The 13,608-nt window shown below is 42.3% G+C and carries 13 protein-coding genes; 1 reads left to right on the plus strand and 12 read right to left on the minus strand.

Annotated elements, in window-relative coordinates; all coding sequences use genetic code 11:
- Window positions 1–107: 107 nt before the first annotated feature.
- On the plus strand, window positions 108–479 hold the full coding sequence (rplL, locus tag VL121_RS00760; RefSeq protein ID WP_325401130.1) for a 50S ribosomal protein L7/L12: 372 nt from the start codon (window positions 108–110) through the stop codon (window positions 477–479).
- A 239-nt stretch (window positions 480–718) separates the two neighbouring features.
- Here the strand turns inward: rplL and VL121_RS00765 are convergent, their stop codons facing one another.
- The 12 genes from VL121_RS00765 to VL121_RS00820 all read right to left on the minus strand — a co-directional run bounded on the left by VL121_RS00765 (window position 719) and on the right by VL121_RS00820 (window position 13,469).
- Window positions 719–1,459, minus strand: coding sequence for a tyrosine-protein phosphatase (locus tag VL121_RS00765; protein ID WP_325401132.1), 741 nt, complete (start codon window positions 1,457–1,459; stop codon window positions 719–721).
- A gap of 87 nt (window positions 1,460–1,546) precedes the next feature.
- Entirely contained in the window at window positions 1,547–2,488 is a 942-nt protein-coding gene (gene fcl / locus VL121_RS00770) for a GDP-L-fucose synthase (RefSeq protein ID WP_325401134.1), read from the minus strand.
- 456 nt (window positions 2,489–2,944) lie between these two features.
- On the minus strand, window positions 2,945–4,060 hold the full coding sequence (gene gmd, locus VL121_RS00775) for a GDP-mannose 4,6-dehydratase (RefSeq protein WP_325401136.1): 1,116 nt from the start codon (window positions 4,058–4,060) through the stop codon (window positions 2,945–2,947).
- Between the two features lie 439 nt (window positions 4,061–4,499).
- Window positions 4,500–5,249: a glycosyltransferase family 2 protein gene (locus VL121_RS00780; protein ID WP_325401138.1), complete on the minus strand. Its 750-nt coding sequence runs from the start codon at window positions 5,247–5,249 to the stop codon at window positions 4,500–4,502.
- A 19-nt stretch (window positions 5,250–5,268) separates the two neighbouring features.
- Entirely contained in the window at window positions 5,269–5,826 is a 558-nt protein-coding gene (locus VL121_RS00785) for a WcaF family extracellular polysaccharide biosynthesis acetyltransferase (protein WP_325401140.1), read from the minus strand.
- Window positions 5,827–5,880: 54 nt separating this feature from the next.
- Window positions 5,881–6,177: a GIY-YIG nuclease family protein gene (locus tag VL121_RS00790; protein ID WP_325401141.1), complete on the minus strand. Its 297-nt coding sequence runs from the start codon at window positions 6,175–6,177 to the stop codon at window positions 5,881–5,883.
- 363 nt (window positions 6,178–6,540) lie between these two features.
- Complete coding sequence (locus VL121_RS00795; protein ID WP_325401143.1) at window positions 6,541–7,683, minus strand: glycosyltransferase family 4 protein; 1,143 nt, start codon at window positions 7,681–7,683, stop codon at window positions 6,541–6,543.
- Between the two features lie 3 nt (window positions 7,684–7,686).
- The gene (locus VL121_RS00800; protein WP_325401145.1) at window positions 7,687–9,102 is read right to left on the minus strand and encodes a hypothetical protein; all 1,416 of its coding nucleotides are present in this window, start codon (window positions 9,100–9,102) and stop codon (window positions 7,687–7,689) included.
- On the minus strand, window positions 9,099–10,229 hold the full coding sequence (locus VL121_RS00805) for a glycosyltransferase family 4 protein (protein WP_325401147.1): 1,131 nt from the start codon (window positions 10,227–10,229) through the stop codon (window positions 9,099–9,101). The genes VL121_RS00800 and VL121_RS00805 overlap by 4 nt, the downstream gene beginning before the upstream one ends.
- Entirely contained in the window at window positions 10,226–11,212 is a 987-nt protein-coding gene (locus VL121_RS00810; protein WP_325401149.1) for a CgeB family protein, read from the minus strand. Before VL121_RS00810 ends, VL121_RS00805 begins: the two co-directional genes overlap by 4 nt.
- The gene (locus tag VL121_RS00815) at window positions 11,209–12,324 is read right to left on the minus strand and encodes a glycosyltransferase family protein (RefSeq protein ID WP_325401151.1); all 1,116 of its coding nucleotides are present in this window, start codon (window positions 12,322–12,324) and stop codon (window positions 11,209–11,211) included. The genes VL121_RS00810 and VL121_RS00815 overlap by 4 nt, the downstream gene beginning before the upstream one ends.
- 26 nt (window positions 12,325–12,350) lie before the next feature.
- Window positions 12,351–13,469, minus strand: coding sequence for a glycosyltransferase family 4 protein (locus tag VL121_RS00820; RefSeq protein ID WP_325401153.1), 1,119 nt, complete (start codon window positions 13,467–13,469; stop codon window positions 12,351–12,353).
- Between the last annotated feature and the right edge of the window lie 139 nt (window positions 13,470–13,608).

The raw sequence follows: 13,608 nt of genomic DNA on the forward strand, positions 1-13,608 counted from the left end.
ACACATTTACACATTACTTATCCCCGGCCTGGGGGATAATATACAACAAGTTTTTTTAATAACTCCGCCGGAGCACAGGCAATGAAGGCGGAAAAAATTTGATAACAATGGCAGATTTAAAAGCGTTTGCTGATCAGTTGGTAAACTTATCAGTAAAAGAAGTAAACGAATTAGCAAAAATCCTGAAAGATGAGTATGGTATTGAGCCCGCTGCTGCTGCAGTGGCCATAGCCGCTCCTGCTGCCGGCGCACCCGTTGCCGAAGAAAAAACAGCATTCAACGTAATATTGAAAGCTGCAGGTGCTAATAAATTAGGCGTGGTAAAGATTGTTAAAGACCTTACCGGCTTAGGACTGAAAGAAGCGAAAGACCTGGTTGACGGCGCTCCCAAACCTATTAAGGAAGGTGTTGCCAAAGCTGAAGCTGAAGAAGTTGCAGCCAAGCTGAAAGAAGCAGGCGCTGAAGTAGAAATTGCTTAATTACTTTACAGCACAAATAAATGAAGTCATCCCGGTAACGGGGTGACTTTTTTTGTGATCATTGGCTATCGGCTATCAGCATTCGGCTATCAGTGTAATTTTTGTTAATAGCAGGATGAATCCTCCTTCTTCTTACACCGTAACTTATGGTTGCTGATGCCTTCTTTGGAATTTTTAATTTGTGGTTTACTATTTGGTTTCCCTGTCCCATGCAACTTGCACCCTGTAACTTGTACCTATCACAACTGGTTGTTAAGGAGGGGAAGCGCCGCGGCAATTTCATTTACTTTTTGATATACTTCCGGGCTTTGTAAATGCAACAGATGCTTATGATGATGAAGGTCGGTGCCTAAAAGTTCGATATATCTGAGCTTGAAAAGACGCGCTGCTATTTGGGCTACGGCCTTGCCGTAATAGCCGCTGAAGGAAAGAATGTTTACCTGGAACAAACAACCGGCATTTCTCAGTTCCTCATATATTTCGGGCTTTTGATGAAAATAAGCGTATCGTTCGGGATGCGCCAGGATAGGTTTATAACCCTTCATCTGGAGGTTGAACAATTTCTCTTTATAGTCGAACGGCGCGCTGGCAAATGAAAATTCCACCAGCACCAGGTTATCCTTTATGGTGAGCAGCGGTTCATCTTTCTGCAGCAAACTATCAAAATGATCATCTAAAAAATATTCCGCTGCGGCCTGCAAATCTATTTTGATATTTCTTTTCTCCAGTTCCGCTTTCAGCTTCCCGTATCCACGCGTTATGATCTCCCTGTTATTGGGATAAAGGTCAAGCATAAGGTGAGGTGTAGTGATCAGCTTTTCATACCCTGCATCGCGCAACCCTTCTATAAGTTGTACAGAGGTATCCATATCGGGCGATCCGTCATCTATGCCGGGTATAAGGTGCGAATGCATATCGCATTTCAGTACACCAAGGTTACCGCTGAAACCGGGTTGCTTTTTTTTGAAGAGTGAAAACATGGGGGATTTCTGATTTGAGATTTCTGATTTGAGATATCTGACCTAATTACTGTGCAGGTAAATTCAAACATTCCGGTTTTATTCTTCTCATTCCAGCTTTCGCATTTTCACATTTTCAAATTCCCTATACACTTCCGCTATGCCTTCCCTCAAGTGGATATTGGCTTTCCAGCCCAGTGCATGCAGGCGGCTTACATCCATTAATTTCCTGGGTGTGCCATCGGGTTTCGAAAAGTCATGTTCAATGGTGCCGCTATAGCCCACTATCTCTTTCAGGAGCAATGCCAGGTCTTTTATAGTAATATCTTCCCCAATGCCCACATTAATCAGCCCCGGCTCATTATAGCGCTGCATTAAAAAATAACAGGCATCGGCCAGGTCGCTTACATGCAAAAATTCACGGCGTGGCGTACCCGAACCCCAGATGGTTACGCTGTTATGCCCGTTTATTTTCGCCTCGTGAAACTTCCGCATAAGCGCGGGCAATACATGTGAATTGTTGAGATCGTAGTTATCGTTTGGTCCGTACAAATTGGTAGGCATTACCGAAATAAAATTACAGCCATACTGGTCGCGGTACGCATCGCACAATTTAATACCCGCTATTTTGGCGATAGCGTAAGGCTCATTGGTATGCTCCAGCAAACCGGTAAGGAGGTATGCTTCTTTTAATGGCTGTGGTGCCAGCTTGGGATAAATGCAGGATGAGCCGAGGAACAGGAGCTTGGCAACCTTATTTTCGTACGCCGCATGGATTACATTATTCTGGATCATGAGGTTGTCATACAAAAAATCGGCACGAAAACTATTATTGGCCATAATGCCTCCCACACGGGCAGCAGCCAAAAAAACATACGCGGGTTTTTCCTGTGCAAAAAAATCTTTTACTCCCTGCTGGTTGCGCAAATCCAGTTCAGCAGAGCTGCGGGTAATAATATTGGTAAAACCCTTCTCCTCCAGCTTTCGTACAATAGCCGAGCCTACCATGCCCCGGTGACCCGCTACATATATTTTGTCTTGTGTGTTCAAGGATTTGAAATTTGAGATTTAAAATTTGAGAACCTCTGAATGTCGTTCGTCCACCCGGATGGCTCCAGTCGGACGGGCACCCGAAATCAATATACAACCCTATTTCGGGGAGGAGCCTTGGTGAAGCTTTTGTGCTACTGTCGCCTCAATTTCATTGCGCTGCTGCTTTCTCATTTTTCAGTACTCTGCCCCATAGCTATTCTATTAAAGTGTTGAGACTGCATTTCGGATTTGCGGCTATTAGCCATCAGATCAGGTGAGCTACTACTAACGGCAGGCTAAATCTTCCTTCCTTCTCTTTTTGCCTTTCAGTTAATTACAGTATTGCTTACTTTTATTCAATAGTTGAAATGGAAGAACCACTGCCAGGTCAGTTGCCACTAAGCACCATCTCTCTCCACAGCGTGGAGAGAGAAAGAGCCCGCCCGACTGAACATCGTTGGGGCGGGAGTGAGGCTATTCATATTGATTTTTTACCGCAAACCCGCTGTCTTTTAGCAGCTTTTCTTTTTTAAAGAGTTCCACATCGGCGGCTACCATTTCCTTTATTAATGCCGGCAGGTCGTAGGTTGGCTTCCAGCCTAATTTGGTACGCGACTTTGTGGCGTCTCCTATCAGCAAATCCACTTCCGTAGGACGGTAATACGCAGGATCAACGGCTACCACTTCCCTGCCCGCCTCCAACTGGAATTGGGGATTGCTGCAGGATTGTACAATCCCAACTTCTTTCTCATCATTACCATTAAAAACAATTTCCACACCTGCTTCGGCAAATGCCATGCGCACAAATTCCCTTACGGGTGTAGTAATGCCTGTTGCTATTACATAGTCTTCGGGCTTATCCTGCTGTAGTATCAGCCACATGGCCTGCACATAATCTTTCGCGTGTCCCCAGTCGCGGCGGGCGTTGAGGTTACCCAGGTAAATCTTATCCTGCATACCCAGGATGATCTTTGCCACTCCGCGGGTTATCTTTCGCGTAACAAAGGTTTCACCCCGCAACGGCGATTCATGATTGAATAATATACCATTGGTAGCAAACATATTATAGGCTTCGCGGTAGTTGACCGTAATCCAGTAGGCGTATAGTTTGGCAACAGCATAGGGAGAGCGGGGATAGAAAGGTGTGGTTTCCGATTGCGGTACCGCCTGCACCAATCCGTATAATTCGGAAGTAGATGCCTGGTAAATTTTTGTTTTGTGCGCCAGCCCCAAAAATCTAACGGCTTCTAATAAGCGCAATGCGCCGAGCCCATCGGCATTGGCAGTATATTCCGGCGTTTCAAAACTCACATGCACGTGGCTCATGGCCGCCAGGTTATATATTTCATCCGGTTGCGTTTCCTGTACAATGCGGATGAGGTTGGTAGAGTCGGTGAGATCGCCGTAATGCAGTTTCATGCGCACATTTTGTTCATGCGGATCCTGGTACAGGTGATCAATCCTTTCGGTATTGAACAGTGAACTGCGGCGCTTGATGCCGTGTACGAAATATCCTTTGGATAATAACAATTCGGCCAAATAGGCGCCGTCCTGGCCGGTGATGCCGGTAATTAACGCGGTTTTACTCATGATGGAATAGTAAAAAGTTTATGGTTTGTAAGTTTGTGGTTTATGGTTGACACCGGGCCAGACCCTTCCTGCGTCAAGGTGACAAGCAAAGGGTTGTTGATTTGGCTTTATTTTAAATGCTCAATACCGTTACTACTGTTTGTCATGCTGAGGTACGAAGCATCTGTATCCGCCTCACCCCGTCCCCTCTCCTCGTGGCGAGGGGGATCGGGCCGTTGTGCATTAAAGTAATTTATGTAGTGACATATTTTGCTATAGCAGATAATTCAACATTTCGGGTATTCTTTTTTTTATTGGATTCCCTTCGGATTTCCGGCTTCGGACTTCTACTAATTGTAATTTGTCTTTAGTACTTTCCCTGTACCCTGCAACTATCTCCCCCATTTTCAAACCTGCCAGCCGGCAGGCTGGTTTTCAAATCAGCACATTTTCGCATTTCTCACGATCTTTTAAAAAACTGTCCCAGCTTTCTCAGTGGTTTCATATACAAAGTAAAGAAATAAGGATCCAGTCCGTTTATTTTCCAGGCCAGCCTGTCCTGGCTGTTGGCCTTTAACCTGTTTTGTAAAGATGCCGTGCTTACTCCGCCCATCCGCATTTTAATAATCACCTGTTTAATATAGGCGGCGGGTATGTTATGTTTGAGCAATATGCGCAGCATCAGCTCATAATCAGCCGCGGAGCCAAGATCTAAGTTAAACACACCTGCTTTATGATATACTTCCCTGCGTACGAAAAAAGTAGGGTGGGGCGGCATCCAGCCGTAGTAGAAGCTTTGTTTACTGTATTCGCCGGCCTGCCAGGTACGCACCACTTTGTTTATGTTATCGCGCTGCACAAACTGCAGGTCGGCATAGGTGGCCTGCACCGCAGGGTCCGTAAAGGCTTTGGCCACTGCCGATAGTACAGCAGGATGCGCGTACACATCATCCGAATTGAGGATGCCGATCACATCACCGGTGGCAGCAGCAATGCCTTTGTTCATGGCATCGTAAATACCCTTGTCTTTTCCGGAAATGATCTTTGCTATATGCGGGAAATCTTCAGCTATTTTTAAAGTAGCATCTTTTGAGCCACCGTCTATAATAATATGTTCAATATCCGTATAATCCTGTTGCTGTACGCATTGCAGGGTATCCCCAACAGTTTCAGCGCTGTTGTAAGTGGCGGTGATGAGGGAGATTTTCATGCAACTCAGGTTCGTGTTTCTATACAATCACTCTTTGTTTAAGCATAATTGCCGGGTTGCCCGAATAAATACTATAGGCTTCCAGGTTTTTGTTAGCTACTGATGCCACGCTGAGCATGGCATGCGAAAAAGCGGTAACGCCGGGACAAACCACGGCTTTTGCCCCTATCCAAACCCCGTCTTCCAGTATGATTTCTTTTACCATTAAATCAAAACTTGTTTTTGTATAATTGTGGTTTCCGGTAAGCAGCATGGCACCCTGTGAAATACAAACATGATCGCCCAGTGTGACCATACCCAGGTTATCTATCCAAACGCCCTCACCAATCCAGCAATGATCGCCAACGATCAGCTTCCAGGGGTACTTGATATTTACACCCGGCTTTATCACTACGTTCCTGCCCAACTTTGCACCAAAGCATCTCAGTAGCTGGCATTTCAAACCCGACAGCGGGTTGAGCGGATTGATAAAAAAAAGTGTATTGGTAAAATACCAGAGTAGCTGTTTTATCGTGCCGACTCCAATGGTGGGTTTGTACCAGTTGTTGTTATATGTGCTAAGGTCTGTACGGGACATTCGTTTTTTAGCAATGTGCTGTAAAGATAAGCGTTAAGGATAAGGACTTTGATATCACCACTCCTTTATCTCCTCCCATAAATCATTCCACTCCGGGTTCATGCTTTCGATCATTCTAATCTTGGCTGCCCTGCTTCCTCCCTTGATCCGTTTTTCTTCTGTAATGGACTCCATTATGGTTGAAAAGAAGTGATAGTACACTAATTTATCTGTGTTATACCTGGCTGAAAAACTATTGGGATATTTTTTATTTCTGTGCTGCTGCGTTCTTGCTACCAGGTTGCTTGTTACGCCTGTATACAGCACGGTATGGTGCGTGTTGGTTATGATATAAACGAAGCCGCCTTTCATAAACAGTTATTACCTGGCGAAGCAGCCCGCCATTACGAGACCGTAACAGAACAATGATGATCGGTTACTGTGTCATTACGAGACCCGCTACGAAATAAAATACCGGACAAAATGCTATGGGGTCGAAGTAATCTGCTGAACCTCAGGAGATGCCTGTCTCAAACGGAGGGCGGCTGCCCTCAACTGCGGATACGGATTGCTTTTTTAATTGGCTTACTACTCCGCTTCGCTTCTATGGGCTTGCTTCTCTGCCGTGGCGGATCGCAAAAACAGTATCTTCCGCTTCGCTTCTATGAGCTTGCTTCGGCGTGTGCAGGTAGTACAAAGTTCAGAAATCGGTTTACGCCCCGCAAAGACGTTTCTTTAACTGAATAATTCCTTATACCTTTCTTTCAAATTGGAATTTTCCGTAAAGTTCCTGGCATATTGCCATGCCCCGGCGCTCCACTGCTGAAAGGCTTCATCATTCATACCAGCTACTTCCTGCAGCACCTGTATAAAATCCTTTTCGTTGCTTAAGGGTAAATCCCATCCGGCATGCTGCTCCGGTAAATTGCGCCAGGGTGTTTGATCGCTGATGAGCACCGGCCTGCCGGCTGAAAGGGCCTCAAAAACAGCATGTCCGAAATTTTCGCCTAAGGTGGGCAATACAAAAAGATGGTGCGCATTGATCAATTGTTCAACCTGGTGGTGCGGAACATCCTGCTGCAACTCAACTGTTATAGCTTCAGGCAAACTTTCTATTATTTCCCTGCATTCTAGCCAATATCCTTCATCTTCAATAGTGGCTACAATAGTTAACATTACGCTACCAGTAACAGATTGCAGGCAACGTAATAAAAAAGCCGGGTTTTTTATAGGATGTACCCTGCCTACAAAAATTATTTTAACTGCCCCGCTTTCTTTGTGTATGGGCTGCAAAACTTTTTGTTGCGGCGAGAAATTGCTGATCTGTTTTATAGTAATGTGGTTGCCAAACAGGTTTTTAATATCGGCTTCTTCCGTGGCATCGGTGGCATGAAAAACAATCCCGCCGGGTATTCTGAGCAGCTTCAACAGTTGAAAAAATAATTTCTTTTTACCCGGTTTATACTGTACAGCGGTTGACTTGAGCATCCCTCTTGGCGACAGCACTACCTGTGCTTTAATCATACCCAAACGTTTCATCAGCAGGGGGTAAACAGTAAAATACCTCGAATACATATTGTTCAGGTAAATATAATCCGGCTTAATATCCCGTATATGCACCAGGATGCTTTCCCAGTTCAGCGCGCCGGGAGATGCATAAAAGAGCTGAACGCCATCTTTTTCTATCCAGCGGTTGGTTTCAATTTTTGGATAAGCGTGCTTATCACCCAGGTCCCTGTCGCCGGTAAAAATATACATCTCATAATCCTCCTTCATGTGCGCCGCGAAGTTCACGCAGGAACGGATGGGTCCGCCGGCTTTAAAGCCGGGTTCGTACCAGTCGGTGAAGATAAAAATTGATCGGGTTGAAGTATGCAATCCTTAAACCGGTTTTCCGAATATTCTTTTAGAAATATAGTAATATACTATTACTACCAAAGCAACCTTCACTGTCCAGTTGGTAATAATGTAAAATTCATTTCCTGCACGCATCACATAAAAAAAGATCAATGGCATCCAAAATAAAACTGTTGTTATTGTCCTGGAAAGTGTAAAACAATAACCCATAGCCAGGTTCAAAAAAAGGCCAAACCCAAAACAAAACAGGATGCCCCCTGTATATCCAAAATTTCCAAAGCCGTCACCCAATATTCCTACATTCATAGCTACTGAAGTAACTAAAGGAATGCCGGTTAAAAATCGGAACTTTTTATTATCGCCTACCGTAGCTTTTTCGGCATAAATAAAACGGGGCATAAGCACACCAAGGAGTTCAGCACTAAAATAGGAATCGGTTTTATTGGTAGTGTTTACAATATCCTTCCTTAAAACATAGGAAACAATAAATCCCTGGTTAAGCCGCTTAATGAAATTCGCCTGCATGATCCACAAACTATTTTTATCAATAGACTTAACGCTTGCGGAAAAAATATCCGTAAACAAATCAACACCTGTAGCTTTTTTAGTTACCCTGTTCTTACTCCATTCTATTTTTCTATAGTCCATCTTTACGGATTGAAGAATCATAAGAAAGAGCATAGATGAAGACACTATAATTAAAGTGCTGGTTGTTTTGATCCTATACTTTATGGCGGCGAAGGCATATATAAAGAAAAACCAGATTAAAAGATCAATGAATACGCTTCCTTTCACAGTAGAAATGGTTGCAGGGATGACCACGGCCAAAATCAGCACCCTGGAAAATCTATTATTGGAATTCATCAGGTAAAAAATACCTACAAAACGCAGCAAGGCTAACACGACTATTAAAAATTCAAGTCCGGGTATGACCAACGCATTTTGCATCAAAAGAAAGATATATCCTATGATAATAAGACTAATACCAATTTTATTATTTCTTTTCTGGTCTGCTTCGTTGAAACTCATCGTCCCCTGCATCGTTTTGGACCTTCCTAATCTAAGCCTCATGCCAATTAAAAAAGCAAGTACAGCAGGTACCGCAAAGGAAAAATAAGTTTCCTGGCTCACTACCATAAATGACATTTTTTTAGGCAGAAGCAGGGTATAATCAAGGTAAGGCGCCAATAACAATTGTACTACCATTAAAAGCGCTGTTATTTCTTTAATGGGTACTATCCTGCCTAGGGCAAGAATCAATTCGCCAAAACAATAAAAAGTGAGAAGTAAACTTATTGTAACTACTCCCGGGTAGTTAGTAAAGGAAACGAGTAATAATCCTATAATCAAAGTCCATAATAGCAAGTACTTCTTTGATTTAAAGTAAGCGTTCTGTAAGCTAAACGGGTGAATATTATATTTAGGCGCGGCAATGTTCATGATAAAACAGAATAAAAATCCTCATGCTTATTTTTAAAATTAAGGTATGAAAAATGTGTTTGGGCAATATCAGCTGCAGACCAGCTTTTTTCTTCAAGAAGTGCCGGCGAACACAGTAACGCTTCAAATGCCCTAATATGCTCTTCTGAATCGAAAGGATCTATAACACTTCCGTTTAAGTTGTCTATCACTGCTTCCCTTGAGCCGTCCTGGTTGCCAACAATTACCGGAATACCGCAGGCCATTGCTTCTAATGGCGTTAAGGGAATGCCTTCACCCCTGCCTTTTCCTCTGTCGCTGACCAGGGAAAAAACTGAAGCACAACGGTATAAATCAGGCAGATCTTTGTCATCTACCATCCCGGTAAATATAACTTTATCAGAAAGATCGTAGTGCTTTACCATTTCTTCATACGCTTCCCTACTATCTCCCTTACCCGCAATTACCAGGCGGGCTTTATCATGTTTTTTTGAAAGCAGTTTAAATACTTTTATCAACCTGTCGTATCCTTTGTGTGCAGCAGCTTTACTCAACCGCCCGAGGCTCATGACAACAAAATGATCAGTCCGGGTTGGAATACCATATTTTACCCTTACTTTCTCATTCACCATGCCCGGGAAGAACCGCTCCAGGTCAACGCAATCCCAGATCACCGCGGTGGATCCTTTTTTTCTATAGTTCTCCTGTTCAATATAATCCGCCGTATAATGACAATCGGATATCACAAAATTAACTTTACGCAGTCCATAAGCGGCGTCTGCCGACAAACCACTCCAAACTTCCAGCCCGTATACATTCAGAACGGTTTTAATACCAAATAATTTTGCCAGTACATGCGCGAAGCCACTAAAATTCACATGTGCGATATGGATAACATTCGGCCGCCATTTTATGATCTGCCATAGTGTTTGCCCGATAAAGCGGATTTGCTGCAGGATGACATTGCTTCCGGCGTACCAGTTCACTTTAAAAGGCTCTTCAAAAGAGTCTTGCTCTGGTCCGAACAATGACAGTACACGTATATTCTTTTCCCCGAATAATTCACGGAGGGCCGTTACCTGGTAACGGCTGTACCGGCTAATGCCGCCCTTATCGAAGCATCCCGGCGTGAGGAACAAAATCTTCATTTCAGCTCTTGCAGTTTTTTTAAAATAAATTCCAGCCTGTGCCGATAGGTGTGTTCATTGATGGCTCTTTTTAAACCCGCCTCCCTTATTTTTTTCATCTCAGCCGGGTACTTAATCGCCCTTTCTATCAGTTCAAGGAGCTCATCATAACTTTTATATACTAATATTTCTTTGCCGGGTTCAAAGCATTGCTCAATGGCGGGCCTATATTCCATGATTTGTAAAGCCCCTGTGCCCGCTACTTCAAAGGCCCGGCAGTTTACTGAATCAAATTCGCTCATGGCAGTGGAATTGAGTACCCCCATCCCGGCGCCAAATACCCTGCTCTTTTCTTCTCGTACCACATATTTGCCGGTATGTATGGCTTTAATTTCGGCGTCCGACCAGGCAGGCAACCGGCCGCCATATAATTCAAGAGCAACCTTGTCTTTTAACAATCTTCTTGTCAGGAAATGCCGGTAATCGTAAAAAGTACCGGCAATGATGAGGTTATTGTTTTGTTGCTCAGCCAGGGGTTTATGCCAGGCAGGGTTCATTGCCTCAAATAGCTGGAACGCAGGAAGTCCGAGCGTTTTCAATTTGTGGGCGGCATAGCCGTCTTTAATAAATATCAAATCCCAACCTTCATCCAGAATCCCCTTCCCTTTCATATTAGCAGCCGTATCTCCCCACCACACGATTGTTTTAATATGATAATCTTTCAAAATAGTGAGCGTGTCACCAGCCAGGGGTTGGGTTAGTGTAAGCACCACATCGGGTTTAAGCGCTTTGAAATTAGCAAGTAGCCATTTTTCCTGTGGGGTAATTTCCGTACCGGTAAGTGTATTTAAGGTCTTTCTTAATACTCTTAGGTAAGGAGAGGTTAATGTCTTATTATCAACCGGGGGGAGTGTTATTACCTCATGCCCCGTTGCTCTCAGGGTAAAAGAAACATTATCTACGAATGAATCAGGAACACAATAATTAGGGATTAAGAATTTCATATAAAATGCTCAGTTAGTTGTCTATAAACCCTTTCCATATAATAATCAGAAGGCTCATAGGCAAGGTTATCCCTATCAATTAATTTTTTCCAATCTAAGCTTGCGAGATTTTCAAAATCTACAAAGCTTATCTTTGGATAACTCCCCGATCTCATATAAGGAGCAGATCCTAACATAACGCTACTAACCCAAACATCTAATCCTCCCGATAAGTATTCAAATAGCTTATTGGATGCGCAATAAACTACATTTTTGGAATAGGCTTTATATAATACTACTCCAATATCATAATCGGACAACGTACCTGGAATTTCAGCGTAAGCAATACTTCCTTTTATTTGTATAAAGGGACAATTTAATTGTTCTAAATAAGTGGCAACATCTGGCTGCGTACTGAATGAATAAATATCTAGCATAAACAAGCCATTCATTTCCTTAATCCAGTTAAAGAATTCCCTGGCATACATATGTTTTGTAGAAATTGATCCGAGTTGAATAATTCGATAGGGAGCTTTTTGCATTTTTTCTTTTGCAGCACTTAAAGGAACTATCCAGGGCTCAGGAGGAAAATTAGGAAGTACTTTTAATAATTGAGGATTAACAAACTTGTAGTCCCTTGAAAAAAGGTCACGCCTGTATTCGTTGGTTTGAGAAATCCAGTAAGCCTTCCTGTATAAAAATCTCGTTTCAAAAAAATGCCATACCCGGTCCAATAGCATTCCCTGTTTATACTGTGCCAAAGAAGTATATTCGTGGTAATGAATATACAACCTGGTTTTTTTGGAATAAAATAGAAAATACAGAAAAGCAGGAAAAGAAGAAGATGTTTCAAAATAAAAAATTGTCGATGGCTTTAATCTGAATAACTGTAAGGTTACATACAGATTAAAATAAACCGCTTTGACCATCCTGATTATTCTCTTATCATTCTTTTGAAATTTAAAAATCTTGTAAATCTTTTTTAAAGAAATATTTGCAATTAATTCAGTATTTGTTGAATTTGTAAAAAGGGAGATCTCAGATTGGTCAATTTCCTTTAATAAATAATTACAGATATTTACTATTGGTGGATAATATTCCGGTGGTTGAAAATGAATTAAAGCAATTTTCATCTTATATATCATCTATTCGAATCTCATTAGAAAACACGTAATGCTTCGTTGATTTTTTCCCCTGTTTTTTGCCATGTGTAATGATTGCAAAAATGCGTATAGGTTTGTGACCTCAGTTTCTTATACAATAACTCATCACTACACATCTTTTCCATAGCCTTTGCCAGTAAATCTGCGGTGGGCGGAGATTCTATCAACAGTCCTGATACGTTATCTTCAATCATTTCAGGTATTCCAAAATTGCGAACTGCTATGGAGGGACAACCAAAATATCCTGCTTCTATAATCACCAATGGGGTTATATCCTTATTGGTAGGCAGCACCAGTGCATGTGCTTCCGAAAATATTTTTTGCAAAGCAAGAAATTGTTCATTATTTGATTTGTCAAAATAACCCAGGTAACGGATCGCCGGATTTGCCAACACCATTTCAGGGGGCTTTCCCCCAACAAAGTACAATTTGAAATCAGGGTATTTTTTGCTGATTTTCGTAAATGCCTCTGCCACCAACATACCTCCCTTTCCTATAAAATCAAGCCCCACAAACAGGAAATACTTTTTAAACTCCGCAGGCAAGCCAGGTGGTATAGGAATATTGCCCCCTAAACCTGCCACACTAAAATTATTTCCTGTTAAACCATAAACCTTTTTGGTTTGTTCAAGTGCCCAGGAGGAACTAAAAAAAATAGAAGACGCATTTTTAAAGAAGGCCGCCTCTTTTTCAATGATATACTGGAGATGCTTTTCAGAAAAAGTTGCTTTTTTGTGATAGACCTCTATATAAGTAGAAAAGCTGGCGTCAAGATAGATGGCATAAGGCCTCGCCTGTTCTATCATTATCCATGGAGTAATACCATGATAGAAATCAAATTTCGCAGACTTGTCCACTTTTAGTTCTACCTCTTTCTTAATTTTAGTAAGTCGCGATGCAGAAAAAAAAGAAAAATCTCCTTTTAAATGCAACATGCGTTTCGCCCTTGAAATCATTTTTGCGAATGAAGAAACCGGTGGGTTTATATTCTGGATAAGATTTATGGAATAATTGCCGGAATGCTTAAGTTGATCATATACATGGTGGTTCATTGCACTCCAGCCACCGCTATGTTTATTTACATCAAGGTTAGTTATGTAATTAATTCTTTTCACCCTGCTCTGTTTTGATTACTCCATCCATGCTTGTATATACTGTATTTGCCATAAGATGGTTTCTTTTAATAATAAGTCCAACACCCAGCCAGGCACCTTCAGGTATGGTAGAACCCGGTAAAATAAGGCAATTCAATCC

It is taken from the genome of Agriterribacter sp. (genome assembly GCF_035497235.1).
GTDB lineage: Bacteria > Bacteroidota > Bacteroidia > Chitinophagales > Chitinophagaceae > Agriterribacter.